The sequence below is a fragment of the Burkholderia sp. LMG 13014 genome, assembly GCF_905232215.1.
Classification (GTDB): domain Bacteria; phylum Pseudomonadota; class Gammaproteobacteria; order Burkholderiales; family Burkholderiaceae; genus Burkholderia.
Map to the genome: position 1 here is coordinate 1 of NZ_CAJNKE010000040.1, position 25,198 is coordinate 25,198.

The window sequence follows — 25,198 nt, forward strand, 5'->3', positions numbered from 1 at the left end:
ACGAACTCGGCATCGCAGTGCCGCCCGCGCTCGACGCCCGCGCGGCGGAACTCGAACGCGCGGGCAACACGATCTCGTGGCTGATGCGCGCCGATGCGCCGCGCGCGTTGCTCGCGCTGATCGCCTTCGGCGACACCGTGAAGCCCAGTGCTCGCGACGCGATCGCGGCACTGTCGGCGCGCGGCATCGCGAGCGTGCTCGTGACGGGCGACAACCGCGGCAGCGCGGCAGCCGTCGCGGCGGCGCTCGGCATCGGCGAGGTGCATGCGCAGGTGCTGCCCGACGACAAGGCGCGCGTCGTCGCCGAACTGAAGCGCACGCACGGCGGAATCGTCGCGATGGTGGGTGACGGGATCAACGATGCGCCCGCGCTCGCCGCGGCCGATGTCGGCATCGCGATGGCGACCGGCACGGACGTCGCGATGCACACGGCCGGCATCACGCTGATGCGCGGCGATCCGGCGCTCGTCGCCGACGCGATCGACATCTCCCGGCGCACGTACCGGAAGATCCAGCAGAACCTGTTCTGGGCGTTCGTCTACAACCTCGTCGGCGTGCCGCTCGCGGCGCTCGGCTGGCTGAACCCGGTGATCGCAGGCGCGGCGATGGCGTTTTCGAGCGTCAGCGTCGTGACCAACGCGCTGCTGTTGCGGAGATGGAAGGGCCGCGCGCGGTGATGCGTGGCGGTGGCGCGAGCCGGTGACGTGTGTCGTTGGCGATTGCCGAACGGTCGGATGGCCGTTCGGCGTTCGGCGTTCGGCGTTCGGTGCTTGGTGCTTGGTGCTTGGTGCTTGGTGCTTGGTGCTTGGTGCTTGGCAAACAGGAAGGATCGTGAGGTCGGCCAGCGTTGGCCAGTCGCGGCGAGTCGAATCGCCAGCGCATGACGGCGCGGCGCCGGCCGGCGGATTCAGTCCGAAACGACCGGCTTGATCAAGGTCGTCGTGATCGGCACGAAGCCGCACGCTCGATATAGCGCACGGGCCGCTGCGTTATGGTTGAACACCGACAGCCCGATCTCCGTGACGCCGTACCGGCGCGCCTCCGCGTCGAGCGCATCAAGCGTGCGCGTGGCCCAGCCCTGGCGGCGCCGGGACGGGGCGATGTCGAGGTCGTAGATGAACAGCGTGCGGTTCGGCCCTTCGGGCACGATCGCGTACCAGAGGTCGCCCACCGTGTCGCCGCTGGCGGCGTCGATGAGCATGACGAGGGTCTGGCCGGAGGTTCGAAGGCCGTCCGGCAGCAGCGTGTCGAAACAGGCGCGCGCCCGGCTGGCCGCGTCTTCGACAGCATTTTGTCCGGATGAAACGAGATCGTGCGCGTAGCCGTCGATGGCTCGCGTCCGGTACGCGTGGAATTCGCTGGCCGTCATCGGCCGCATCTGCAGCATGGCCCGGTCACCGTGAACGGAATCGGACTTCCAGTGTAGCGGGACGGTCGCGCCGGCGCGCGATGCAGCGGCGGAAAGCGGGCAGGCAGGTGCGGCGGGCGCCGCGCCGAATCAGCGAATCAGCGAATCAGCGAATCAGCGAATCAGCGAATCAGCGAATCAGCGAATCAGCGAATCAGCGACGATACAGGACGATCGGCACGAGGTGCGCACGGCGCACGCGCTCGGCTTCGGCACGACGCGCAGCGTACGAGTATTCGGCGTCGAGCGGCAGGTGCGGGGATACGAACAGGTCGTCGATCTTTTGCAGCAGGGCGAGGATGAAGCTCATGTGAGACTCCTGACAGATATGGCTAGGGTTTTCCCTTAGATGGACTCCATTCTAAGGGTTTTCCCTGAACTCTGCCAGCACACCGCATCAGTTTGCCGCATGCGCGCGACGGCCGATCGCCGATGCAGAACGGCGATCCTTGCTCCGTCTAGCCTCCAGGATAGGGGCGAAACGATTAACGCACGCGACGAGCACGCTTCGCGACGGCCGCCTCGCGATTCGCATTGCGCTGCAGCCGGTCGACTTGCGACAGCATCGCTTCGTGATGCTCCTCGAGCGTCATCAGCGTCGCCTGCTGCGTCGACAGATCGGCCGCGAGGCGATCGATCCGCTGCTGCTTCGTGGCCACGTCCTGTTTCAGGTGCGCGATCTGCCGCGTTTGCATCACCAGCGCGACGAGCCCGGCCAGCACGACGACAGCCAGCGCCAGCAGCAGACGGTTGACGCGGCGCATCTCGCGATCGGCCGCGCGCGTCAGCCCGTCCACGTCGGCCTGCAGGGCGGCGAGCCGGTCGGTCAGCGGGCGCAGGTGCGTATCCGGATCGAAGGCCGGCGCGGCCGACTGCGCACGTTCCGCCGACGGCTTCGTGACGAAGGATGCGGCGGAAGCCATCGGCTGCGTGACCGGGGAGACGGTGGCGTCGGCCGACGGTGCGGCGTCATGGGCGTTCGCGGGGTTCGCCGTGTTTGCCGTGTTTGCCGTGTTTGCCGTGTTTGCCGTGTTTGCCGTGTTTGCCGTGTTTGCCGTGTTCGCCGCGTTCGCCGCGTTCGCCGTGTTCGCCGTGTTCGCCGTGTTCGCCGCCACCACCGGCTTGGCCGGCTGCACCAGCGTCTGCGGCTCGACCGTCGACACCGCGTCCCGCGCCGGGCTCAACCCAGCTTCCAGCTCCGTATCGACGCTCGTCACGACCGGCGCGGATTGCGCCGCTGTCACATCGCTTGCACCGGCAGCCGCCCGGCGTTTGCCGCCAGACGACGCACGACGCCCCTTCACAGCGTCACCGGAAGATCGCCCTTCGCGGGATTTGACCGTGGCGGCATCGACAGCAGCCGTCTCGACTTCACCACCAATCGCTTGCGATTCGGTCGCCTTCGCCGCAGCACCATCTGCCGCTTGCAGTTCGGTCGTCACTGTCGCGACGCCGTCGACCGCAGGCACATCCGCGGCCTTCGCTGCAACGCCCTCGGCCAGAGGAACATCGACTGCCTTCACCGCAACACCGCCAGTAGCCGGCGCAACATCAACGTTCGCGGCATCCCCGCCTTCAGGCGCCGAAACACCGTGTACCACCGTCGCGACTTCCTGCGTCACCGCACCGTCAGCCGCTTCAGCATGCCCTGCCGCGGTCGCCCTCCCGGTCGCATCGAGCCCGTCCAGCGCGGCCTGCCGCCCGGAGGCCACATCGTCCGCGATATCGACCGCCGCATCGGCTTGCGCGCCCGCTTCGTCGCGCGCCGCAACCGGCGCGCGCTCACCCGGCTCGAGCACCGGATCGCCGAACAGGTCGAGCGTCCGTTCGTCCCGCGCGCCCTCGCCGGCCGGCGCACTGCCGGGCCGCGCCGTCGCCCTCGCGGACGTACTGCCCGCGGCAGCAGCCGAGCGCGGGCGGGAACGGGCCGACGAACGATTGGAACGGGAGTGGGAGGGGGAGCGAGGCGAGGAAACGGATTCGGTCATGGAAATCGGATGGCGGGGCCCGCGAGCGCGGAACCGGATGTCGAACGGAATCGGTAGTCGGTCATTGTCGCACGCCCCGATGACGATTCCGCCTATTCGTCGCCCGACAACCCGTTGCCCTCTTCGAAACGCGTCACGCCCTTCAGCGCGCGCAGCTTGTCGCAGATCGCCCGGTATTCGAGTTCCGACACCCGCGCGAGCGCGATGCGCACCTCGTCGTGCTCGCCCGTGTCGTCGGCACGCTGCACGATGAACTGCTTCACGCGCGCGCTGTCCGCGCCGAGTGCCGCGTGCAGCGAATCGAAGTTCAGCGCGCCGCTCACGACCGTCAGCGCGAGCTGGCGCCGCTGGCGCACCGTGAAGTAGCGCCGCTCCAGCGGCTTGATGCCGGCCAGGATGATCAGGATGATGATCGTCGCCGAAATCGACGCGACGTAGAGCCCGCCGCCCACCGCGAGGCCGATCGCAGCGACCGACCACAGGCTCGCGGCGGTCGTCAGCCCGCGCACGATCTCCCCGCGCAGCAGGATCGACCCCGCGCCGAGGAAGCCGATGCCCGACACGACCTGCGCGGCGATCCGCGACGGATCGAGCACGATGTGCTCGCTGCTGCCCAGCACATCGGCAAACCCGAACGCCGACACGATCATGATCAGCGTCGAGCCGACGCATACGAGCATGTGCGTGCGCAGGCCGGCCGCCCACGACAGCCGCTCGCGCTCGAAGCCGATGACACTGCCGAGCGCCGCCGCGAGGACGAGCCGCATCACGAGTTCCAGGTTGCTCAGCATGCGATTTATCTCCTTTTCTGGTGCCGGCCGTGCGGAATGTTTTATCCTTGGCCCCGGCCGCGCCGATTCTCCGGGCCGCGCCGACACGTTTCGAACCCAGCGCTCACCCCCGTCATGTCCGTTTCCGACTCCGCTTCCGCCCAGGCCGCCCAGCTGCGCCACCATTTCGCGCACGTCGTCTTGCCGATCTGGCGGGGTTCAGGGTTCGACCAGACATTACAGTTGCCGTTCGAAGCCGTCGATCCGGCCACCCACGCGCCGCTGCCCGTGACCCGTTATCGCGCCATGGCCTGCGCACGGCAACTGTTCGTGTTCGCGCAGGCCGGCGACACCGCGCACGCGGCCACGCTGTTCGACGCGCTGGGCCGGCGCTTTCGCGACCCGCGCCACGGCGGCTGGATCTACAGCGTCGACGCGCAGGGCGCGCCGCTCGACACGACCAAGGATCTCTACACGCACGCATTCATCGTGTTCGCGTGCGCCGCGTGGTATGCGGCGTCAGGCGACGCCGCCGCGCGCCAGGCGGCCGAAGAGACCGCCGCGCTGATTCAGGACCGTTTCGCGCCGCACCGCGGCGACGCGCTGCTCGACGCGGCGCGCCACGCCGATTTCTCGTCATCCGGCAGCGGGGCACTGCAGAATCCGCTGATGCACCTGACCGAAGCCTGGCTCGCGGCTGCCGATGCATTCGGCGACGCGGCGTTCGACGACGCGCTCGTGCGCACCGCACAGGCCATCGAGCACACGTTCGTCGACGCGGCGACCGGCTGCGTGGCCGAGCTGCCGCTCGGCGCGGCCGACAACCGTTTCGAGCCCGGCCATCAGTTCGAATGGTTCTATCTGGTCGATGCGGCCGGTGCGCGGCTCGCGCAGACCGGGCTCCCCGGCGCGCTGGCGCGCGCGTTCGTGTTCGCGGAGCAATACGGCGTCGATCCGCAGACGGGCGGCGTCTGTGCGGCGCTCGACGCGCAAGGCGCGTGCATCGACGGCACGCAGCGGATCTGGGCGCAGACCGAATACCTGCGCGCGCTCGCGACGCACGGCGGCACGCCGGCCTCCGCACCGCTCGCGCGGCAGATCGAGCAGTTCGCCGCGCGCTTCCTGCATCCGCGCGGCTGGTTCGAGTGCAAGACGGCTGACGGGCAGGTGGCGCGCGCCGACATGCCGTCGACGACGCCCTACCACCTCGCGACCGCCTACGCGGCGCTGCCGGCCGACGCGTAACCCGTCTCGGCGAACGACGGCGCCGCGCGTTCGCCGCGTGCGGCGCGGCCATCGCCCAGTTCGAACACCGACACCGCCTGCATCAGGTGCGCGGTCTGGTCGTTCAGCGACGCGGCCGCCGCCGCGACCTCCTCCACCAGCGCCGCGTTCTGCTGCGTGAGCTGATCCATCTGCGTGACGGCCTGGTTCACCTGCTCGATCCCGACGCTCTGCTCGACCGACGCCGCGGTGATCTCGGACATCGTCTGCACGACGCGCGTGATCGACGCCGACACCGTCCGCATCGCGTCGCCGGCGCGCTCGACGAGCTCCGCGCCGCCATTGATCTGCGCGACCGAATCCTCGATCAGCGCCTTGATTTCCTTCGCCGATTGCGCGCTGCGCTGCGCGAGCGAGCGCACTTCGCCCGCGACGACCGCGAAGCCGCGCCCCTGTTCACCGGCCCGCGCGGCCTCGACGGCCGCGTTCAGCGCAAGGATGTTGGTCTGGAACGCGATGCCGTCGATCACCGAGATGATCTCCGCGATCCGCCCCGAGCTCTGCGCGATGCCGCGCATCCGGTCGATCACGCTGTCGACCACGCCGCCGCCGTGGCTCGTCGCCTCGAGCGCCGCATCGGCCAGCGCGCTCGCCGCGCGTGCGCTGTCGGTGTTCTGCCGGACGGTCGCCGTCAGTTCCTCCATGCTCGCGGCCGTTTCCTCGAGCGATGCGGCCTGGGTGCCGGTGCGCGCCGACAGGTCGGCGTTGCCGCCCGCGATCTCGCCCGCGCCGAGGTGGATCGCGTCGGACGCGTGGCGCACCGTGCGCACGGTGCCCGCGATGCTCGTCTGCATCGCGGCGAGGCTACGCAGCATCCGGTCGATCTCGAACACGCCGCCCGCCCGCACGACTTCATCGAGCCGGCCCTGCGCGATCCGCTCGAAATGGCGGCCGGCTTCCTCCAGCGGTGCGACGACCGCGCGCCGCGCGGCTGCGTAGATCGCCGCGCTCGCGACGAGCATCGCCACCAGCAGCACGATGCCGACCGACTTGAACCAGAGCATGCCGCCATCGATCGTGTCGAGCGCCGTGCGGCTCGACGTGCCGCCATAGTCGGTGAAGCGATGCAACTCGGCGATATAGGCGTCCTGGATGCTCTGCGTCGGCTGGTCGAGGAAGGCCTGGATGTTGTCGGCATCGAGGAACTGCACGAGTTCGCCCAGCGCGCCGCGCAGTGCGCGATAGCGCTCGGCGAGCGCCGCGACGCGCGCGCGGTTGGTATCGTCGACCGGCTGCGCGGCCGTCAGCGCGGCGAACGCCTTGTCCGCCTCCGCGAGCGAAGCGCCGGCATGGCGGATGATGTCTTCCGGCTTCGGGCCGCCGCGCACCATCCGCGTGCCGGCGCGCGACAGGTTGATGCGCGCGTCGAGCAGCTGCTGGGTCGCCTGGCTGGCCGCGTCGACCTGCGCGATCGCGACGTTCGACAGATCGTCGACGCCGCTGCGCGTCGACTTGAGCGCCCAGAAACCGAGCGCCTCGATCGCGAACAGGAAGAGGCAGAACACGGTCAACACGCCGAGCAGACCCGACGCGAGCTTGATTTTTCCGAACATGGGGGAATTCCTGAAAGCGGACGATGAGGCAATGCCCCGGCATTAGCGGCATTTCTTCGTCGGACTTTAGGAATGGACGGCGGCAAAGTGCGCGTTGCCCGCGCATTCCCGCCGAATGGCCCGCAAACGGGGAAATCTACGGCATTCGACGCAATAATCGCGTCGCATCGCACCAGAAATCGCACGAAACGCGGACGAATTTCCTTGCTTATCCGCAGCCCCCTTCCTAGAGTTCAGCGCAAGCGGGCACTCATTTCGAAGGAAGTTCGATGACCGACATCACGGATCACGCGCGCGGCGCATTGCGTGCGCAACCGTTCAGCATGCTGCTGGGCACGGAGCTGATGCATATCGGCGACAACGAAGTGTCGCTGTGCCTGCCCGTGCGCGAGGAACTGCGGCAGCAGCACGGTTTCGTGCACGGCGGCGTCATCAGCTACCTCGCGGACAATGCGCTGACGTTCGCCGGCGCGCTCGTGCTCGGCCCGCGCGTGATCACCGCCGAATACAAGATCAACTACCTGCGGCCGGCCGTGAGCGGCACGCTCGTCGCCCGCGCGAAGCTCGTCTATGCGGGCCGGCACCAGGCGACCTGCCAGTGTCATGTGTTCGTCATCGACGGCGATCACGAGCGGCTCGTCGCGATCGCGCAGGGCACGATCAACCGTGTCGGCGACGGCAAGATGCCGGATGCGCCGGAGGAAACGGCGTGAGCGGTTCCCCGCGCTTGAAGGATCGCCCGTTCATCCAGAAGACGATGAGCGCGTAGACGAGCCGAGCGGTCAGATAGGCGGACAAGCTTGCCGCTTCCATGTGTGGCACATGTGGTTCTAACGCTTCATCGCGGCAAGATAGACCGCATCGCGCTCACGTCGACCGACCGCCACGACCAGTACGAGCACTTCCGAATCGCGCACTTCGTATACAAGCCGGTAACCGACGCTGCGCAGCTTGATCTTGTAGCGGTCCGGATGACCCCGCAGCTTTGCAGACAGTATCCGAGGATTCTCGAGCCGCTCGGCGAGCCGGCATTTGAACTGGTCGCGAACGGTGCGATCGAGCATCGTCCGCTCCTTCAGCGCCGGTTCGAGAAATTGAAGTTCAAAGGTCGTTCAGCTTGACTTTGACGACTTTCCCCTTGGTGCGCTTGTCGACCAGCGCGTTGTCTCCGATATCCCCCAGACGTTCGACCATCGCCTCCCATGTCGTCACCGGGACGCAATAGAACGCGGGCTCGTTGCGATTCAGAATCGCAACCGGGAAACCTCCTCCCGCCGCGACCGTGCCCATCGGGTTCCGCTTCAGTTCGGAAACGCTCGCGATAACGTTGGCCAGAATGGTATGAGGCATATCAACTCCCTCTTCTACAGAACGGCGGTTGCATCTAATTTGGCACCAAATTCAGCACCATAACTGGCGCCCTCCACTCGCGAAGCCTTGCAGTGAAGTACATTTCGCGACCAGTTCGACGACCTCGACATGCCGGCGTGCCTACTCCGCCCCATCCCCCGCCAACGGCAGAAACCGCGGCGCCACGCGCGCCCGCACGTTGCCATTGTCATCCGTCCGATAGATCCCGCGCGCCGCGTTGTGCGGATGCGCGGCCGCGTCGGCCATGCTCAGCACCGGCGCGAAACACGCGTCGGTGCCTTCGAGCAGCGCACGCCAGTGTGCGGACGGCTGCTGCGCGAACACGTCGGCGAAGCGGGCCTTCAGCGCGGGCCAGCGCGCGCGATCGTACTGCGACGCCGGATCGACGTCGGTCAGCCCGAGCCGCTCGACCAGCAGCGCATAGAACGGCGGCTCGAGCGCGCCGATCGTCACGCATTCGCCATCCGCGCAGCGGTACACGTCGTAGAACGGCGCGTCGTGAAAGAGGCTCGGCTGCGCGCCGTCGAGCTGCCCGTTCGCGCGCGCCCACAGCGCGAGCGAGCCTAGCATCGACACGATGTCGACGATCGCGCCGTCGACCACGCGCCCTGGCCCGCCGCCGCGTACGTCGAACAGCGCGCAGACGATCCCGAACGCGAGCCCGAGCGCGCCGCCCGCATCGCCGACGACGGTCGGCGGCACCCCCGGCCGGCCGTCGCGCGGCGCGGACAGCGACAGCAGCCCCGTCAACGCGACGTAGTTCAGGTCGTGCCCTGCCGCAGCCGCCAGCGGCCCATGCTGGCCCCAGCCGGTCATCCGACCGTACACGAGCTTCGGATTGCGGCGTGCGCAATCGTCGGGCCCGAGGCCGAGCCGCTCCATCACGCCGGGCCGCAGGCCCTCGATCAGCGCATCGGCCTGCGCGACCAGGTCGAGCGCGGCCTCGCGGCCGGCTGGCGACTTCAAGTCGAGTTCGACGATCGTCTTGCCTTCGCGCAGCAGGTCGCCGTCGCTGGCCTTCAACGCATCCGGCGCGCTCGTGCGGCCGGCCGGGCGCGCGATCAGCGTGATCCGCGCGCCCATCCCGGCGAGTATCCAGCCCGCCAGCGGGCCGGGGCCAAGCCCTTCGAATTCGACGATGTGGATGCCGGAAAGCGGCGTGTTCAATGGCATGGCGACCTCGCTGGAATACAGCCGGAACAGGAGTAACGAAACCTCCCGATTCTATGCGAATGCCTGCGCGCGCCAACGTCAGCCGGCTAGCCCGTCGCGGCATCCGGCCGCTGCCCGGCCAGCGCCTCCCGCATCGCCCGCACGATCGCGTCGCGCTGCGCGTCGATCCGCTCGACCGGCCCGGCCACCCCCATGGCCAGCGGCAGGCCGTTCCAGCCGTCCGCGATCACCATCGAGATCATCGCCGCGCCCTGCGTGACCGTGTTCGCCGAATAGGAATAGCCGAACCGGCGCGTCTGTTCGACCTTGTCGAGCACGACATCCTCGTCGATCGTCCGGCCCGACTTGCCGAGCCGGCGGATGCTGCGCGACACGAGCCGGCGGATCGTGCTGTCCGGCTGGAGGCTCAGCAGCGCCCAGCCGAGGCTCGACATGCAGATCTCGCGACGCGTGCCGATCGGCGCGTAGAACTGGATCGGAAGCGTATGCACGCCCTCGACCGTATCGATGTACTGCACGTACAGGTCGCTCTGCACCGCGATCACGACGGCCTCGCGCGTGCGGACCGCCAGCCGCTTTGCGACGGTATGCCAGTACCGCCGGCTGCCTGCCGTCGAATCGACGAGCGCTTCGCCGAGATTGACGAGCCGCGCAGTGGGCGCATACGTATGGGTGGCGTCGTCGTACGCGAGATAGCCGAGCGCCTTCATGCTGGTCAGCAGCGCCGCCGCGCTGGACCCCGGATAGCCGCAGCGCGTGGCGATCTCCCGCACGCTCAGCGGCCGCTGCAATGCGCTGAACAGCTCCAGCACTTCAAACACGCGCGCCGCGCTCTTGACCACGTTTCCGCTCATCCCGCCGCCTCCTCACGCCACCGGGCGAGCGTTCCACGTATGTGGAACGGAATTTCCCGGCGCCAACCGTCGTGACGATACTAGGCTTCGGCCCGCGGCGTGAAGTCGCGCGGCACGGAACACTCGGAGACACCATGACAGCCTTTCTGATCCGTGAACGGCAGGGACCGATCCTGACCGTCACGATGAACCGTCCGGAAACACGCAACGCCATTTCGGACAACGATGCGATCGACGCACTGACCGAATGCTGCGACGACGCGAACCGCGACGAATCGATCCGCGTGCTGGTGCTGACCGGCGCCGGCACGACGTTCTCGTCGGGCGGCAACGTCAAGGCGATGCGCGCGTTCATGGAATCGGACCCGCATGACCTCGCCGCGATCCGGACAAGCTATCGCCGCGGCATCCAGCGCATTGCGCACGCGTTCCAGCACCTCGAAGTGCCGGCCATCGCGGCGATCAACGGCCCGGCCATCGGCGCCGGTACCGATCTCGCGTGCATGTGCGACATCCGCATCGCCGCCGAACGTGCCCGCTTCGCCGAGAGCTTCATCGCCCTCGGCCTCGTGCCCGGTGACGGTGGCGCGTGGTTCCTGCCGCAGATCGTCGGCGCCGCCGTCGCCGCGGAAATGTCGTTCACGGGCGATGCGCTGGACGCACAGGCAGCGCTGCGCTGCGGGCTCGTATCGCGTGTCGTTCCCGACGGCGATCTCCTTGCGCACGCGCTTGAACTGGCCGGCCGCATCGCCCGGCATTCGGGCACCGCGTTGCGCCTGACCAAGCGGCTGCTGCGCGAAGGCCGCCACGCGAGCCTCGACACGCTGCTCGACCTGTCGGCGTCGTACCAGGCGTTCGCGCACGCCACCCCCGAACACCGCGAAGCCGTGAACGCACTGTTCGCCGCGCGCGGTTGAATCCGCGACGCATCGCATGCCGGCGTGCCGGCCACCCGAATTCCACATCGAAGGAAACATCGTCATGACAAGCAGTACCGAAGGCGCACTCGCAGGCGTGCGCGTGGTCGACCTGAGCCGCGTCTACGCGGGGCCGTTCTGCGCGCAGACGCTCGCCGACCACGGCGCGGACGTCATCAAGATCGAACCGCCGCAAGGCGACGAAACGCGCGACTGGGGGCCCGCGATGCCGAGCGGCATCTCCAGCTACTACTGGGGGCTCAACCGCAACAAGCGCAATCTCGCGCTCGACCTGTCGCATCCGGACGGCCGCGACGTGCTGTTCCGCCTGCTCGACACGGCCGACGTGCTGATCGACAACTTCAAGCAGGGCACGCTCGAACGCTGGGGCATCGGCTACGACGACTGCCTGCGCGAGCGCTTCCCGCGCCTCGTCCACTGCTCGATCTCCGGATACGGCACCGGCGGCCCGCTGGCGCGGTTTCCGGGCTACGACGCCGTCGCGCAGGGCCTCGCCGGCTTCATGTCGATCAACGGCGAGCCGGGCGGCATGCCGCTCAAGGTGCCGTTCCCGGTCGTCGACTACGCGGCGGGCCTGAGCGCCGTGTCGAGCGTCCTGCTCGCGCTGGTCGAACGGACCCGCTCCGGCCTCGGGCAGCACGTCGACATCGACCTGTTCAGCACCGCGCTGTCGATGCTGCATCCGGTCAGCACGACCTGGATGGCAACCAGCGAGGTGCCCGTCGCGACCGGCAACGTGTATGCCGCGATCGCGCCGTACGGCGTCTATCCGTGCAAGGACAAGCCGATCTCGACCGGCGCCGGCAACAACCGCACGTTCGCGCGGCTCGTCGAAACGCTCGGCGTGCCCGAGCTGGCGCGCGATCCACGGTTCGCGACCAACGCGAAGCGCGTCGCGCATCGCGATGCGCTCGATGCGCTGCTCGGCCAGCTGACCGCCGAACTGCATGCCGACGACATCGTCGAGCGGCTGCTGAACGCCGGCGTCGCGACGGGCCCGGTGAACACCATCGCCGATGCGTTCGGCCACCCGCAAGCCGCGCACAACGCGATGTTCGTCAAGACCGACACGTACACCGGCGCGGGCGTCCCCGCCAAACTCTCGCGCACGCCCGGATCGATACGCCGGCCGCCCCAGCCATTCGCCGCCGACACCGACGCCGTGCTCGACACGCTCGGCATCGACGCGGCGCGCCGGGATGCGCTACGGCAAGCGGGCGTGCTCCACGACACGCGTGCGGACGCCACCGGGAGCGCGTCATGACCCCATCCGGCTCGTTCTCTTCGCTGACGGGCGACGACGCCCCGTCGATCCTGCGCAACGACGACAGCGGCATCGCGTGGCTGACGATCCATCGTCCGCACGTCGCCAATGCGCTGTCCGCCGAAGCGATCCGGCGGCTGTGCGACGAACTCGTCACGCTCGACGACAACCCGTCGATTCGCGTCATCGTGATCCGCGGGGCGGGCGAACGCGCGTTCAGCGCGGGCATCGATCTCGGCGACCCCGAGATGCGCGGGATGCAGCCGATGCGCGGGCTCGCACGCAACGTGCACGAGCTGATCCTCGAGCTGCGCAAGCCGACCATCGCGGCAGTCAACGGCTACGCCATCGGCGGCGGCTGCGAGATCGCGCTCGCCTGCGACCTGCGGATCGCCGCCGATCACGCGTATTTCGCGCTGCCCGAAGCACGCGTCGGCATGGGCGCGAACTTCGCGAGCGTGCTGCTGCCGCGCATGTTGCCGCGCGCGATCGCGATGGAGCTGCTGTTCACGGGCCGCCGCTTCGACGCGGACGAGGCGCAGCGCGCCGGGTTGCTGAACCGCGTCGTCCCCGGCGCCGCACTCGACGACACCGTGCGCGAACTGGCGCAGACGATCGCCGGGAATGCGCCGCTCACGATCCGCCGCATCAAGGAAACCGCGACCCGCAGCCAGGGGCTGCCGGTAGCCGCCGCGCTGCGGCTGGACGTCGGCCCCGACGTCTATGCGAGCGAGGACCGGATCGAGGGCGCCCGCGCGTTCCTCGAGAAGCGCAAGCCGGTATTCAAGGGGCGCTGAGCCCGACGCAACACGGCGGCATCACGCGCGCAACCGCTCCCAGAACGCGGGCGCGCGAAAAAAACATGGAACGGAGACACCTTCATGCAACGGAAAGCATTCCTGGTCGGCGCGTGCGTGCTATGCGCCACATCGGCGCACGCGTCGTCGGTCACGTTATACGGGGTGGTCGACAGCTACGTCGAATTCGATCGCGTCGGCAGTCTGTCGAGCGTGCGGCAAAGCGGCGGCGGATCGTCGACGAGCCGGTTCGGGCTGACGGGCGTCGAGGATCTCGGCGGCGGCACGTCGACGAAGTTCGTGCTGGAAAGCGGCTTCTCGCCGGCCGACGGGTCGTTCCAGGGCGGCACGCTGTTCTACCGGCAGGCCTATGTCGCGCTGCAGAACGCGCGCTACGGCGACCTCCGGCTCGGCCGGCAATACACGCCGTTGTTCTACGTCGTCTATGACGGCGATCCGTTCGGGCTCAACGAACGGCTGTCGCCGCTCGCGCTGCTCGCGACGTCGACGGACACGATCACCAGCAACACGACGCCGCCGATTCCGCGCTTCAACCAGGCGGCGTCGTACCTGAGCCCTGACTGGAACGGCCTGCGCGTGATGGCCACGTACGGCTTCCCGACGCCGAACGCGCTGTCCACGCAGGCCGGCCGCAACTACGGCGCGGGGCTCCAGTACCGGATCGGCGGGCTCTACGTCGGCGCCGGCTTCCAGGGCGACACGTCGGCCGGCAACCTGTCGCCCGTCGTGTCCCCGTCGACGACCCGCCACTACGTGTTCGCGGCCAACTACGCGTTCGCGCACGTCAAGCTGTACGCCGCGTTTCTCTACGGCGTCAGCACGGCGCCGAACCTGCCCGCGTTCTCGACCGCGAGTGCCGGCGCGTCGATCGACGTCGGCGCGCTCGATCGCGTGCTCGTCTCGGTCGTGCGCCGCGACGTGAAAGGCTCCGCGAACGACGCGACCGCGCTCGGCATCGGGTACGACCACCCGCTGTCGAAGCGGACATCGCTCTACGCACGCTATCTCTACATGAAGAACGGCGGCGACGCCCGCAACACGGTCGTCGTCGGCCTGCAGCCGCAACCGGGCGGCACCGAGCAGGTGTTCGCGTTCGGCCTCGTTCACCGCTTCTGACGGAGTGCTCATGACCCCAACCCTTTCGACCCACCCGGCCGCAACGGACGATGGCGCGACGCCGGCGCTCTACCGCCGGATCTCGCGCCGGCTGCTGCCGTTTCTGATCCTCTGCTACACGCTGTCGTTCATCGACCGGATCAACATCGGCTTCGCGCACGCGCAGATGGCGGCCGAACTGCACTTCTCCGACGCCGTCTACGGGCTCGGCGCAGGCATCTTCTTCATCGGCTACATGGCGCTCGAGATTCCGAGCAACGCGCTGCTTGCGCGGATCGGCGCGCGCAGGACGATCGCCCGGATCATGGTGCTGTGGGGGCTCGGCTCGGCCGCGACGATGTTCGTCACGACGCCCGCGCAGTTCTACGCATGCCGCTTCCTGCTGGGTGTGTTCGAGGCCGGCTTTTTCCCCGGCATCCTGTTCTATCTCGGCGCATGGTATCCGCCGAAGCAGCGCGCGAAAGCGTTCGCGCTCTTCATGACCGCGCTGTACCTCGCGGGGATGATCGCCGGCCCAGTATCGGGCGCGATCCTGTCGTACTTCGACGGCGCCGCCGGCCTGAGCGGCTGGCAATGGCTGTTCCTCGTGGAAGGACTGCCGAGCAGCGTGCTCGGCTTCGTCGCACTGCGTTTCCTCGACGACCGGCCGGACGACGCGCGCTGGCTGTCAGACGCCGACAAGGCCGCGCTGCGCGCCGCGCATACGCAGGCTGAAGCCGGCACGCCGGAGGCGAACATGGCCCGCCCGCTGCTCGCGCACCGCGATTTCTGGCTGCTGTGCACGGGCAATTTCGCGATCGCGGCCGCCGGCTATGCGCTGGTGTTCTGGATGCCCGTGATTCTTCATCGCGGCGGCCTGCGTGGCGCGATGCAGATCGGGCTGCTGTCCGCGCTGCCCTACCTGTGCGGGATCGTCGGCATGCTCGGGATGGGCTGGCGCACCGAACGCCGGCGCGAATGGCGCGGGCACGGCGCATTCGCGATGATCGCGTGCGCAGCGGCGCTCGTCGGGCTGGCGCGCGTCACCGGCACGACACCCATGATGATCGCCCTCTGCGTCGCGGTCGCGACGCACGCCGCGACGTTACCGGCGTTCTGGGTGCTGCCCGGGCTCGCGCTGCCGAAACGTTCGATGGCGGTCGCGATCGCGGCGATCACGATGTCCGGTGCGATCGGCGGGTTCGCGAGTCCGTTCCTGATGGGCGTGCTCAACACGGCCACCGGGTCGATGCGCGGCGGACTCTATTTCAACGCGGCGCTGCTCGCAGCCGGTGCCGTCGCGTTGCTGTTCACGCTGCGCGCCCGCGCATCGTCTCGTCCGGACGCGGGCTGACCGCGTCGGCATTTCCCTCCTCACCCTCATCGACTCTCATGAATTTCGAACTCGAACTCGATCACCGGATGATCCGGGACCTCGTCGCACGCTTCGTGAAGGACGAACTGATGCCGCTCGAAGCGGCCGTGATGGCGCGCGAGGCCGACGGCCAGCGCTTCGGACTGCTCGACGACGAGCGCGCGCACCTCGACGAGCGCTCGCGGCAGCTCGGCCTGTGGGGGCTCGACGCGCCGCTCGATGCGGGCGGCGCCGACCTGCCGGCCGTCGCGATGGTCGGCGTGAACGAAGCGATCGGCACGACCGTGACCCCGTACATCCTGCCGCCGGACTCACCGAACCTGCGGATGCTGTGCGAAGTGGCCGACGACGCGCAGCGCGCGCGCTATCTCGACCCGTACGCACGCGGCGTCACGCGGGCGGCGATGGCGATCTCCGAGCCGGGGGCCGGCTCGGATCCGGGCGCGTTGTCCACGACGGCCGTGCGTGACGGCGACAGCTGGGTGCTGAACGGCCGCAAGATCTGGATCAGCCATGCGACCGAAGCCGACTGGACGATCGTGATGGCGCTCACCGATCGAAGCAAGGGCAAGCGCGGCGGCATGTCGGCGTTCATCGTCGAGCGCGACACGCCGGGCTTCATCATCGAACGCCGGATCCCGATGATCGGCGGGCTGTCCACGTATGAAATCGTGCTGGAGAACTGCCGCATTCCCGCCGCGCAACTGCTGGGCCGGGAAGGCGCCGGGTTCGCGCCGATGCAGGCACGGCTCGCGAACCGGCGGCTGGAGATGGCCGCCTGGTGCATCGGCCGCGCCGAGCGCGCGGTGGCGATGCTGTGCGACCATGCGAAACAGCGCACGACCTTCGGTGTGCCGCTCGCGGAACGCCAGGCGGTCCAGTGGTGGGTCGCCGACGCGCTCACGCAGATCCACGCGTGCCGCCTCATGACCTACGAAGCTGCCGCACGCGTGGATGCCGGGCAGGATGCGCGCACGCAGATCTCGATGGTCAAGGTGTTCGCAACCGAAATGGCATCGAGCGTCATCGATCATGCGATGCAGACGCTCGGCGCGATGGGCATGACGAAGGAAATGCCGTTACAGCAGATGGCCAGCGAAGCGCGGTTGATGCGCATCTTCGAAGGCCCGACCGAGGTTCACCGTTGGGTCGTCGCGCGCAGCGTGCTGTGAACGTGCGCCCCACCGTCACGATGGAGCCATGCGTTGGATACCCTGCAACTCGTCGATCCTGAAATCCGCCCGCTGCTCGCGGTCTGGCCGACCGTCACGCTCAGCGCCGACAACCTCGCGCAGTCGCGCGAACGCGTGCTGCCGCTGCCACCGCCCGACCTCGCCGGCAGCACCCTCGAACGCCGTGCCGTGCCCGGTCCGTCCGGCGCGCCGGACGTTCCGGTCCTCGTCTACCTGCCCGAGGCCGGCGCGCGCCCGCTCCCGGCGATCGTCCACATGCACGGCGGCGGCTACGTGCGCGGCGCGGCGAAGGATCTCGAGGCGGTACACCGCTCGCTCGTGACGCAGCTCGGCTGCGCGCTGATCTCGATCGACTACCGCCTTGCGCCGGAAACCGTGTTTCCCGGCGCGATCGAGGACTGCTACGCGGCGCTCGCGTGGGTCTTCCGCCAGGCCGATGCGCTCGGCATCGACCCGGCGCGGATCGGCGTGGCAGGCGAAAGCGCGGGCGGCGGGCTCGCCGCCGCGCTGGCGCTGCTGGCACGCGACCGCGGCGAATACCGGCTCGCATTCCAGCACCTGATCTATCCGATGCTCGACGATCGCACTTGCACGCGCGCGCCGCATCCGCATGCCGGCGAGTTCGTCTGGCATGCGGCCAACAACTTATTCGGCTGGAGCGCGCTGCTGGGTCACGCACCGGGCCTCGACGGCGTGTCGCCATATGCCGCCGCCGCACGCGCCACACGGCTCGACGGCCTGCCGCCCGCGTTCGTGTCGGTCGGCTCGCTCGACCTGTTCCTCGACGAAAATCTCGACTACGCGCAGCGCCTGCTTCGCGCGGGCGTGCCGACCGAACTGCACGTGCTCCCCGGCGGCGTACATGGTTTCGACATCGTGCCGAGCGCGCGCGTGTCCGAAACGGCGCGCCGCCTCAGCCACGATGCGCTGCGCCGGTTCCTGCACGGATGACGAAAACGACGCGGGCGGCCGAAGCCGCCCGCATCTGCACCGCCCAACCGGCAACGCTCAGAACGCGTCGCCCGGCACGCGCACCCAGCCTTCCATCAGCACGCGTGCGCTGCGGCTCATGATCGCCTTGGTGACGGTCCACTCACCGTTTTCGAGCTGCGCTTCCGCGCCGACGCGCAGCGTGCCCGACGGATGGCCGAAGCGCACCGCGTTGCGTTCGCCACCGCCCGCCGCCAGGTTGACGAGCGTGCCGGGGATCGCCGCGGCCGTGCCGATCGCGACCGCCGCCGTGCCCATCATCGCGTGGTGCAGCTTGCCCATCGACATCGCGCGCACCAGCAGGTCGACGTCGCCCGCATTCACGCGCTTGCCGCTCGATGCGACGTAATCGGCCGGCTTCGCGACGAACGCGATCTTCGGCGTGTGCTGCCGCGTCGCGATTTCATCGAGCGTGTCGATCAGGCCCATGCGCAGCGCGCCGTGCGCACGGATCATCTCGAACTTCTCGAGCGCCTTCGCATCGCCGTTGATCGCGTCCTGCAGCTCGGTGCCCGTGTAGCCGATCGCTTCCGCTTCGACAAAGATCGTCGGGATCCCCGCGTTGATCATCGTCGCCTTCAGCGTGCCGACGCCCGGTACCACGAGATCGTCGACGAGGTTGCCGGTCGGGAACATCGAGCCTCCCGCGCCTTCTTCCTCGGCGGCCGGATCCATGAACTCGAGCTGCACCTCGGCGGCCGGGAAGGTGACGCCGTCCAGCTCGAAGTCGCCCGTCTCCTGCACCGCGCCGTTCGTCACCGGCACGTGCGCGACGATCGTCTTGCCGATGTTCGCCTGCCAGATCCGCACGACGGCGACACCGTCGCGCGGCACGCGTGCCGGATCGACCAGCCCGCCGCTGATCGCGAACGGGCCGACCGCCGCCGACAGGTTGCCGCAGTTGCCGGTCCAGTCGACGAACGCCTTGTCGATCGAGACCTGGCCAAACAGGTAGTCGACGTCGTGGCCGGGCCGCGCGCTCTTCGACACGATCACCGTCTTGCTGGTGGACGACGTCGCGCCGCCCATCCCGTCGATCTGCTTGCCGTACGGATCGGGGCTGCCGATCACGCGCAGCAGCAGCGCGTCGCGCGCGGCGCCCGGCGCCTGCGCGGCGTCCGGCAGGTCCTGCAGCCGGAAGAACACGCCCTTGCTGGTGCCGCCGCGAATATAGGTCGCGGGAATCCTGATTTGAGGAGTGTGAGCCATGTGTGCGTTATCCCTGTGTGACCCGATCAAGCCGCCTGCGACGATTCGAGGAAGTCCTGTGCGAAGCGCTGCAGCACGCCGCCCGCTTCGTAGATCGACACTTCCTCGGCCGTATCGAGCCGGCACGTCATCGGCACCTCGACGCGCTCGCCGTTCTTGCGGTGAATCACGAGCGTCAGGTCGGCGCGCGGCGTGCGCTCGCCGATCACGTCGAAGGTTTCGGTGCCGTCGATGCCGAGCGTCGTCCGGTTGGTACCCGGCTTGAACTCGAGCGGCAGCACGCCCATCCCGATCAGGTTCGTGCGGTGGATCCGCTCGAAACCTTCGGCGGCGATCGCCTCGACGCCCGCGAGCCGCACGCCCTTCGCGGCCCAGTCGCGCGACGAACCCTGGCCGTAGTCGGCGCCGGCCACGACGATCAGCGGCTGCTTGCGATTCATGTACGTCTCGATCGCTTCCCACATCCGCATGACCTTGCCTTCCGGCTCGACGCGCGCGAGCGAGCCCTTCTTCACCGCGCCGTCGACGATCGCCATCTCGTTGATCAGCGTCGGGTTCGCGAAGGTCGCGCGCTGCGCGGTCAGGTGGTCTCCCCGGTGCGTCGCGTACGAGTTGAAGTCCTCTTCCGGCAGGCCCATCTTCGCGAGGTATTCGCCGGCCGCGCTGTTCAGCAGGATCGCGTTCGACGGCGACAGGTGGTCGGTCGTGATGTTGTCGCCGAGCACCGCGAGCGGGCGCATGCCCTGCAGCGTGCGCTCGCCGGCCAACGCGCCTTCCCAGTACGGCGGACGGCGGATGTACGTGCTCTGTGCGCGCCAGTCGTACAGCGGCGCCGCACGCTCGCCCGCATCGGCGCTACGCGCGAACATCGGCTCGTAGACCTTGCGGAACTGCTCGGGCTTCACGCTCGACGCGACGATCGCATCGATCTCCTCGTCGGTCGGCCAGATGTCCTTCAGCGTGACGGGCTTGCCGTCCTGGTCGTGGCCGAGCACGTCCTTCTCGATATCGAAGCGGATCGTGCCGGCGATCGCATACGCGACGACCAGCGGCGGCGACGCGAGGAACGCCTGCTTCGCATACGGGTGGATGCGGCCGTCGAAGTTGCGGTTGCCGGACAGCACGGCGGTCGCGTACAGGTCGCGATCGACGATTTCCTGCTGGATCTTCGGGTCGAGCGCGCCCGACATCCCGTTGCAGGTCGTGCACGCGAACGCGACGATGCCGAAGCCGAGCTTCTCGAGTTCGGGCAGCAGGTTCGCTTCTTCCAGGTACAGCTCGACCGCCTTCGAGCCGGGCGCGAGCGAGCTCTTCACCCACGGCTTGCGCGTCAGGCCGCGCGCATTCGCATTGCGTGCGAGCAAGGCCGCTGCAATCACGTTGCGCGGGTTGCTGGTGTTCGTGCAGCTCGTGATCGCGGCGATGATCACCGCGCCGTCGGGCATCTCGCCCGCCTTCTCTTCCCACTGGCCGGCGATCCCGCGCGCGGCGAGGTCGGACGTCGGCAGCCGCTTGTGCGGGTTCGACGGGCCAGCCATGTTGCGCACGACGCTCGACAGGTCGAACGTCAGCGTGCGCTCGTACTGCGCGTTGTTCAGCGTATCGGCCCACAGGCCGGCCACCTTCGCGTAGGTCTCGACGAGCTTCACCTGCTCGTCGCTGCGGCCGGTGAGGCGCAGGTAGTCGGTCGTCTGGCCGTCGATGAAGAACATCGCGGCCGTCGCGCCGTATTCGGGTGCCATGTTCGAGATCGTCGCGCGATCGCCGAGCGTGAGGCTCGCCGCGCCCGGGCCACGGAATTCCAGGTATGCGCCGACCACCTTTTCCTTGCGCAGGAATTCGGTCAGCGCGAGCACGACGTCGGTCGCGGTGATGCCGGGCTGGCGCTTGCCGGTCAGCTCGACGCCGATGATGTCGGGCAGGCGCATCCACGACGCGCGGCCGAGCATCACGTTCTCCGCTTCGAGGCCGCCGACGCCGATCGCGATCACGCCGAGCGCGTCGACGTGCGGCGTGTGGCTGTCGGTGCCGACACAGGTGTCCGGATATGCGACGCCGTCTTGCGCCTGGATCACCGGCGACATCTTCTCGAGGTTGATCTGGTGCATGATGCCGTTGCCCGGCGGGATCACGTCGACGTTCTCGAACGCCTTCTTCGTCCACTCGATGAAGTGGAAGCGATCCTCGTTGCGGCGATCCTCGATCGCGCGGTTCTTCGCGAACGCGTCCGGATCGAAGCCGCCGCATTCGACGGCGAGCGAGTGGTCGACGATCAGCTGCACGGGCACGACCGGGTTCACCTTCGCCGGGTCGCCACCGCCGTCGGCGATCGCATCGCGCAGGCCGGCGAGATCGACGAGCGCCGTCTGCCCGAGGATGTCGTGGCACACGACGCGTGCCGGGAACCACGGGAAATCACGTTCGCGCTTGCGCTCGATGATCTGCTTCAGCGAATCGGCAAGGATCGCCGGATCGCAGCGGCGCACGAGGTTTTCGGCGAGCACGCGCGACGTGTACGGCAGCGTGTCGTAGGCACCGGGCGCGATCGCTTCGACCGCGGCGCGCGCGTCGAAATAGTCCAGCGACGTGCCGGGCAGGGGTTTGCGGTTGGCGGTATTCATGGTGTGGGGAACTCGGGTATGGCGTCCGGCGCACCCCGGCCCCCGTCACGCGGGAGGCCGGTGTGCACGGTGGGCATTTCAGCGCTTTTCGATCGGTACGAACTGCAGGTCTTCCGGACCGGTGTAGTTCGCGCTCGGGCGGATGATCTTGTTGTCGATGCGCTGCTCCATGATGTGCGCGCTCCAGCCGGACGTGCGCGAGATCACGAACAGCGGCGTGAACATCGCGGTCGGCACGCCCATCATGTGATACGACACCGCGCTGAACCAGTCGAGGTTCGGGAACATCTTCTTCGCGTCCCACATCACCGATTCGAGGCGCTCGGCGATGTTGTACAGCTTCAGGTCGCCCGCTTCCTTCGACAGCTTGTGCGCGACGCCCTTGATCACCTTGTTGCGCGGATCGGAGATCGTGTAGACCGGGTGGCCGAAGCCGATCACGACTTCCTTGTTCTCGACGCGGCGGCGGATGTCGGCTTCGGCGTCGTCCGGCGAGCTGTAGCGGCTCTGGATCTCATACGCGACTTCGTTCGCGCCGCCGTGCTTCGGCCCGCGCAGCGCGCCGATCGCGCCGGTGATCGCCGAGTAGATGTCCGAGCCCGTGCCCGCGATCACGCGGCCGGTGAACGTCGACGCGTTGAATTCGTGCTCTGCGTACAGGATCAGCGACGTATGCATCGCTTCGACCCACGACTTCGACGGCGTCTTGCCGTGCAGCAGGTGCAGGAAGTGGCCGCCGATCGAGTCGTCGTCGGTTTCCGTCTCGATGCGCTTGCCGTTGTGCGAGAAGTGATACCAGTACAGCAGCATCGAGCCGAGCGAAGCCATCAGGCGGTCGGCGATGTCGCGCGCGCCCGGCAGGTTGTGGTCGTCCTTCTCCGGCAGCACGGTGCCGAGCACCGACACGCCCGTGCGCATCACGTCCATCGGGTGCGCGGACGCCGGGATCTGCTCGAGCGCCGCCTTCAACGCGTTCGGCAGGCCGCGCAGCGCGCGCAGCTTCGCCTTGTACGCGGCCAGTTCGGTCAGGTTCGGCAGCGTGCCGTGAACGAGCAGGTGCGCGATTTCCTCGAATTCGCACGATTCGGCGACGTCGAGAATGTCGTAGCCGCGATAGTGCAGGTCGTTGCCGGTCTTGCCGACCGTGCACAGCGCCGTGTTGCCCGCCGTCACGCCCGACAGCGCCACCGACTTCTTCGGCTTGAATGCGCCTGCGGCGGCCGGTGCTGCTGCGTCTTTCGTCTCGCTCATGTTTCTGCTCTCCAATGTGTATCGGGGGTATCAGCTGTCGGCCGGACTTGGCGCTTTAGCGCTTAGTCCGGCCCCATGCTTCGCGGTCGGCCGGATTTAGCGCTTTAGCGCTTAGTGCGGCCCCATGCTTCGCGGTCGGCCGGACTTGGCGCTTCAGCGCCTAGTCCGCGCCCCATGCAAAGCTGTCGGTTGAACCGGCGCCGCGGCGCCGGGCCCGACCGATGCGAAGCTGTCGGCCAGACCTGGCGCTTCAGCGCCTGGTCCGGCCCCATGCAAAACGTTCCGGAATCGAATCCCGGCGCGCGGGCGCGTTACTTCTTGCCCTGCGCGAACAGCTCGTCGAGCTTGCGCTCGTATTCGTGATAGCCGAGGAAGTCATACAGTTCGGCGCGCGTCTGCATCGTCGGCACGGCTGCCTTCTGCGTGCCGTCGCGGCGCAGCGTCTCGTAGAAGTTCAGCGCGGCCTTGTTCATCGCGCGATATGCGCCGCAGCAGTACAGCGCGATGTCGACGTTCGCTTCGCGCAGCTCGTCGAGCGTGAACAGCGGCGTCGAGCCGAATTCGGTCAGGTTCGCGAGGATCGGCACCTTCACGGCTGCCTTGAAGCGGCGGTAGTCGTCGAGCGACTTCATCGCTTCCGGGAAGATCATGTCCGCGCCGGCTTCGACGTAGGCCACCGCACGCTCGATCGCCGAGTCGATCCCTTCGGCGGCAGCCGCGTCGGTACGCGCCATGATCACGAACTGGTCGTCGGTACGCGCATCGACCGCCGCCTTGACGCGATCGACCATTTCTTCGACCGGCACGACTTCCTTGCCCGGACGGTGGCCGCAGCGCTTCTGGCCGACCTGGTCTTCCAGGTGCACGGCCGCGACGCCGGCCTTGATGAACGAGCGCACCGTGCGCGCGATGTTGAACGCGCCGCCCCAGCCGGTATCGATGTCGACCAGCAGCGGCAGGTCGGTTGCGTTGGTGATCCGGTTCGCGTCGATCAGCACGTCTTCCATCGTGCTGATGCCGAGGTCGGGGATCCCGAGCGAGTTCGCGGCGACGCCGCCACCCGACAGATATACGGCCTTGAAGCCGACGGCCTGTGCCATCTTGGCTGCGTAGGCAGTGATCGCGCCGACCACCTGCAGCGGCTGCTCCGCCGCGACTGCCGCGCGGAATTTCGCGCCGGCGCTCTGAAGATGCGTATTGCTCATGAACGGCCTCCTGAAGGAACGACCATTAACAGCAAGGACCGGGCCAGCTTGCGGAATGTCGCTAACCCACTGATTCTTAAGCAACCGGCACGGGCGATGCCGCACCCGGAGATTTCAATTCGGCAATTTCACGTTTCAAAAATGAAATCGCACGCGCATAATCGACCGTCATGGACCTCTCCTCGACCAAACCCGTCGGCCCGGCCGATCGCGCGGCGCGCCCGCGCATCTGGGCGATGGGCATCAGCCGCCTGCGCGAACTGTTTCGCGAGATCGCCGGCGAATTCGACGAACGCGCCGACGTGCGCATCGTGACGCGCGCCTATGAGGATGCGCTCAGCGCGATCGCCGAGGCCGGCACCGCGCGGCCCGACGTAATCGTCGCGGCCGGCTCGAACGGCGCCTTCCTGAAGACGCGTGCGCAGGTGCCGGTGGTGGTCGTGTCGCCGACCGGCTTCGACGTGATGCAGGCGCTCGCGCGCGCCCGGCGAGATGCGTCGCGGATCGCACTCGTCAGCGCCGGAGAAACGCCGCCCGAAGTGCGCCGCTTCGTCGCCGCGTACGGCCTCGACGTGCAGTTTGCGTCATATCAGTCCGCGCAGGAAGCGGAAGCCTGCGTGCACGAACTGCGCGACCGCGGCATCGAGACGATCGTCGGCCCCGGCCTCGTCACCGATCTCGCGGCCAGCGCCGGCATGGGCGCGGTGTTCCTGTATTCGCACGCATCGGTGCGCAAGGCCGTCGATACGGCGCTCGAAGTCGCGTATGCGACGCATGCCGAGGCGTTCCGCCGCCAGCGGCTCGACAACCTGCTCCAGCACTTGCGCGACGGTGTGGT

Annotated in this window: 23 protein-coding genes and 1 pseudogene; 11 read left to right on the plus strand and 13 right to left on the minus strand. The window is 68.3% G+C overall.

Going from position 1 to position 25,198, the window contains the following annotated elements; all coding sequences use genetic code 11:
* Nucleotides 1-677, plus strand: a 677-nt coding sequence (locus JYJ84_RS07885; protein WP_205189154.1) for a cation-translocating P-type ATPase, incomplete at its 5' end; no start/stop codon positions are given.
* 230 nt (nt 678-907) lie between these two features.
* Here JYJ84_RS07885 and JYJ84_RS07890 read toward each other — a convergent pair.
* From JYJ84_RS07890 to JYJ84_RS07905, 4 genes are all read right to left on the minus strand, one after another.
* A complete protein-coding gene (locus JYJ84_RS07890; protein WP_175222454.1) occupies nt 908-1,387 on the minus strand; it encodes a GNAT family N-acetyltransferase in 480 nt (159 codons plus the stop codon).
* A 175-nt stretch (nt 1,388-1,562) separates the two neighbouring features.
* Entirely contained in the window at nt 1,563-1,718 is a 156-nt protein-coding gene (locus tag JYJ84_RS07895) for a hypothetical protein (protein WP_006481665.1), read from the minus strand.
* A 175-nt stretch (nt 1,719-1,893) separates the two neighbouring features.
* Nucleotides 1,894-3,396 carry a flagellar hook-length control protein FliK gene (locus JYJ84_RS37640; protein ID WP_240201843.1) on the minus strand — a complete coding sequence of 501 codons (1,503 nt, stop codon included), beginning with the start codon at nt 3,394-3,396 and terminating at the stop codon, nt 1,894-1,896.
* A 92-nt stretch (nt 3,397-3,488) separates the two neighbouring features.
* A complete protein-coding gene (locus JYJ84_RS07905) occupies nt 3,489-4,187 on the minus strand; it encodes an MgtC/SapB family protein (protein WP_174957853.1) in 699 nt (232 codons plus the stop codon).
* Between the two features lie 114 nt (nt 4,188-4,301).
* On the opposite strand from JYJ84_RS07905, the gene JYJ84_RS07910 reads away from it, so the two are divergent.
* Nucleotides 4,302-5,411 (plus strand): AGE family epimerase/isomerase, encoded by a 1,110-nt coding sequence (locus tag JYJ84_RS07910; RefSeq protein ID WP_175222747.1) that lies wholly within the window; start codon nt 4,302-4,304, stop codon nt 5,409-5,411.
* Here the strand turns inward: JYJ84_RS07910 and JYJ84_RS07915 are convergent.
* Nucleotides 5,384-7,003 carry a methyl-accepting chemotaxis protein gene (locus tag JYJ84_RS07915; RefSeq protein WP_175222746.1) on the minus strand — a complete coding sequence of 540 codons (1,620 nt, stop codon included), beginning with the start codon at nt 7,001-7,003 and terminating at the stop codon, nt 5,384-5,386. The two genes, JYJ84_RS07910 and JYJ84_RS07915, sit on opposite strands and share 28 nt — an antisense overlap.
* Nucleotides 7,004-7,272: 269 nt before the next feature.
* Here JYJ84_RS07915 and JYJ84_RS07920 point away from each other — a divergent pair, with 269 nt between their 5' ends.
* Nucleotides 7,273-7,716 (plus strand): PaaI family thioesterase, encoded by a 444-nt coding sequence (locus JYJ84_RS07920; protein WP_122948244.1) that lies wholly within the window; start codon nt 7,273-7,275, stop codon nt 7,714-7,716.
* 117 nt (nt 7,717-7,833) lie between these two features.
* Here the strand turns inward: JYJ84_RS07920 and JYJ84_RS07925 are convergent.
* The 4 genes and pseudogenes from JYJ84_RS07925 to JYJ84_RS07940 form a co-directional block, all read right to left on the minus strand.
* A pseudogene (locus JYJ84_RS07925) lies at nt 7,834-8,112 on the minus strand (type II toxin-antitoxin system RelE/ParE family toxin); the annotation flags it as partial.
* Nucleotides 8,105-8,353 (minus strand): type II toxin-antitoxin system Phd/YefM family antitoxin, encoded by a 249-nt coding sequence (locus JYJ84_RS07930; RefSeq protein WP_175222744.1) that lies wholly within the window; start codon nt 8,351-8,353, stop codon nt 8,105-8,107. The pseudogene JYJ84_RS07925 and the gene JYJ84_RS07930, both read right to left, overlap by 8 nt.
* Before the next feature lie 141 nt (nt 8,354-8,494).
* Entirely contained in the window at nt 8,495-9,547 is a 1,053-nt protein-coding gene (locus JYJ84_RS07935; RefSeq protein WP_175222743.1) for a CaiB/BaiF CoA-transferase family protein, read from the minus strand.
* Between the two features lie 86 nt (nt 9,548-9,633).
* Nucleotides 9,634-10,401 carry an IclR family transcriptional regulator gene (locus JYJ84_RS07940; RefSeq protein ID WP_175222742.1) on the minus strand — a complete coding sequence of 256 codons (768 nt, stop codon included), beginning with the start codon at nt 10,399-10,401 and terminating at the stop codon, nt 9,634-9,636.
* A gap of 134 nt (nt 10,402-10,535) precedes the next feature.
* On the opposite strand from JYJ84_RS07940, the gene JYJ84_RS07945 reads away from it, so the two are divergent.
* The 7 genes from JYJ84_RS07945 (at nt 10,536) to JYJ84_RS07975 (ending at nt 18,035) form a co-directional block, all read left to right on the plus strand.
* A complete protein-coding gene (locus JYJ84_RS07945; RefSeq protein ID WP_122948248.1) occupies nt 10,536-11,318 on the plus strand; it encodes a crotonase/enoyl-CoA hydratase family protein in 783 nt (260 codons plus the stop codon).
* A 64-nt stretch (nt 11,319-11,382) separates the two neighbouring features.
* Nucleotides 11,383-12,603: a CaiB/BaiF CoA-transferase family protein gene (locus JYJ84_RS07950; RefSeq protein ID WP_175222741.1), complete on the plus strand. Its 1,221-nt coding sequence runs from the start codon at nt 11,383-11,385 to the stop codon at nt 12,601-12,603.
* Nucleotides 12,600-13,400 (plus strand): enoyl-CoA hydratase/isomerase family protein, encoded by an 801-nt coding sequence (locus JYJ84_RS07955; protein WP_175222740.1) that lies wholly within the window; start codon nt 12,600-12,602, stop codon nt 13,398-13,400. The genes JYJ84_RS07950 and JYJ84_RS07955 overlap by 4 nt, the downstream gene beginning before the upstream one ends.
* An 84-nt stretch (nt 13,401-13,484) precedes the next feature.
* Nucleotides 13,485-14,537, plus strand: coding sequence for a porin (locus JYJ84_RS07960; protein ID WP_175222739.1), 1,053 nt, complete (start codon nt 13,485-13,487; stop codon nt 14,535-14,537).
* A 10-nt stretch (nt 14,538-14,547) separates the two neighbouring features.
* Nucleotides 14,548-15,870: an MFS transporter gene (locus JYJ84_RS07965; RefSeq protein WP_175222738.1), complete on the plus strand. Its 1,323-nt coding sequence runs from the start codon at nt 14,548-14,550 to the stop codon at nt 15,868-15,870.
* Between the two features lie 38 nt (nt 15,871-15,908).
* Nucleotides 15,909-17,063, plus strand: coding sequence for an acyl-CoA dehydrogenase family protein (locus tag JYJ84_RS07970; protein WP_175222737.1), 1,155 nt, complete (start codon nt 15,909-15,911; stop codon nt 17,061-17,063).
* A 33-nt stretch (nt 17,064-17,096) separates the two neighbouring features.
* Complete coding sequence (locus JYJ84_RS07975) at nt 17,097-18,035, plus strand: alpha/beta hydrolase (protein WP_175222736.1); 939 nt, start codon at nt 17,097-17,099, stop codon at nt 18,033-18,035.
* A 57-nt stretch (nt 18,036-18,092) separates the two neighbouring features.
* On the opposite strand, the gene prpF is transcribed toward JYJ84_RS07975, so the two are convergent.
* The 4 genes from prpF to prpB form a co-directional block, all read right to left on the minus strand.
* Nucleotides 18,093-19,283 (minus strand): 2-methylaconitate cis-trans isomerase PrpF, encoded by a 1,191-nt coding sequence (gene prpF / locus JYJ84_RS07980; RefSeq protein ID WP_175222735.1) that lies wholly within the window; start codon nt 19,281-19,283, stop codon nt 18,093-18,095.
* Between the two features lie 26 nt (nt 19,284-19,309).
* Nucleotides 19,310-21,904, minus strand: coding sequence for a Fe/S-dependent 2-methylisocitrate dehydratase AcnD (gene acnD / locus JYJ84_RS07985; protein WP_175222734.1), 2,595 nt, complete (start codon nt 21,902-21,904; stop codon nt 19,310-19,312).
* A 78-nt stretch (nt 21,905-21,982) separates the two neighbouring features.
* The gene (gene prpC / locus JYJ84_RS07990) at nt 21,983-23,155 is read right to left on the minus strand and encodes a 2-methylcitrate synthase (RefSeq protein WP_174957866.1); all 1,173 of its coding nucleotides are present in this window, start codon (nt 23,153-23,155) and stop codon (nt 21,983-21,985) included.
* A gap of 311 nt (nt 23,156-23,466) precedes the next feature.
* Entirely contained in the window at nt 23,467-24,360 is an 894-nt protein-coding gene (prpB, locus tag JYJ84_RS07995; RefSeq protein WP_011353756.1) for a methylisocitrate lyase, read from the minus strand.
* Nucleotides 24,361-24,530: 170 nt separating this feature from the next.
* Between prpB and JYJ84_RS08000 the strand changes: the two genes are divergently transcribed.
* Nucleotides 24,531-25,198: PrpR N-terminal domain-containing protein (locus JYJ84_RS08000; RefSeq protein WP_205189155.1), on the plus strand; the 668-nt coding region annotated here is incomplete at its 3' end.

Excerpts from the sequence above, each read along its gene's own strand:
- JYJ84_RS07905 (WP_174957853.1), bottom strand. The coding sequence starts at position 4,187 with ATGCTGAGCAACCTGGAACTCGTGATGCGGCTCGTCCTCGCGGCGGCG.
- JYJ84_RS07965 (WP_175222738.1), top strand. The coding sequence starts at position 14,548 with ATGACCCCAACCCTTTCGACCCACCCGGCCGCAACGGACGATGGCGCG.
- JYJ84_RS07920 (WP_122948244.1), top strand. The coding sequence starts at position 7,273 with ATGACCGACATCACGGATCACGCGCGCGGCGCATTGCGTGCGCAACCG.
- JYJ84_RS07910 (WP_175222747.1), top strand. The coding sequence starts at position 4,302 with ATGTCCGTTTCCGACTCCGCTTCCGCCCAGGCCGCCCAGCTGCGCCAC.
- acnD (WP_175222734.1), bottom strand. The coding sequence starts at position 21,904 with ATGAATACCGCCAACCGCAAACCCCTGCCCGGCACGTCGCTGGACTAT.
- JYJ84_RS07890 (WP_175222454.1), bottom strand. The coding sequence starts at position 1,387 with ATGCTGCAGATGCGGCCGATGACGGCCAGCGAATTCCACGCGTACCGG.
- prpB (WP_011353756.1), bottom strand. The coding sequence starts at position 24,360 with ATGAGCAATACGCATCTTCAGAGCGCCGGCGCGAAATTCCGCGCGGCA.
- JYJ84_RS07950 (WP_175222741.1), top strand. The coding sequence starts at position 11,383 with ATGACAAGCAGTACCGAAGGCGCACTCGCAGGCGTGCGCGTGGTCGAC.
- prpF (WP_175222735.1), bottom strand. The coding sequence starts at position 19,283 with ATGGCTCACACTCCTCAAATCAGGATTCCCGCGACCTATATTCGCGGC.
- JYJ84_RS07970 (WP_175222737.1), top strand. The coding sequence starts at position 15,909 with ATGAATTTCGAACTCGAACTCGATCACCGGATGATCCGGGACCTCGTC.
- JYJ84_RS07915 (WP_175222746.1), bottom strand. The coding sequence starts at position 7,003 with ATGTTCGGAAAAATCAAGCTCGCGTCGGGTCTGCTCGGCGTGTTGACC.
- JYJ84_RS07935 (WP_175222743.1), bottom strand. The coding sequence starts at position 9,547 with ATGCCATTGAACACGCCGCTTTCCGGCATCCACATCGTCGAATTCGAA.
- JYJ84_RS07940 (WP_175222742.1), bottom strand. The coding sequence starts at position 10,401 with ATGAGCGGAAACGTGGTCAAGAGCGCGGCGCGCGTGTTTGAAGTGCTG.
- JYJ84_RS07930 (WP_175222744.1), bottom strand. The coding sequence starts at position 8,353 with ATGCCTCATACCATTCTGGCCAACGTTATCGCGAGCGTTTCCGAACTG.
- prpC (WP_174957866.1), bottom strand. The coding sequence starts at position 23,155 with ATGAGCGAGACGAAAGACGCAGCAGCACCGGCCGCCGCAGGCGCATTC.
- JYJ84_RS37640 (WP_240201843.1), bottom strand. The coding sequence starts at position 3,396 with ATGACCGAATCCGTTTCCTCGCCTCGCTCCCCCTCCCACTCCCGTTCC.
- JYJ84_RS07960 (WP_175222739.1), top strand. The coding sequence starts at position 13,485 with ATGCAACGGAAAGCATTCCTGGTCGGCGCGTGCGTGCTATGCGCCACA.
- JYJ84_RS07895 (WP_006481665.1), bottom strand. The coding sequence starts at position 1,718 with ATGAGCTTCATCCTCGCCCTGCTGCAAAAGATCGACGACCTGTTCGTA.
- JYJ84_RS07945 (WP_122948248.1), top strand. The coding sequence starts at position 10,536 with ATGACAGCCTTTCTGATCCGTGAACGGCAGGGACCGATCCTGACCGTC.
- JYJ84_RS07955 (WP_175222740.1), top strand. The coding sequence starts at position 12,600 with ATGACCCCATCCGGCTCGTTCTCTTCGCTGACGGGCGACGACGCCCCG.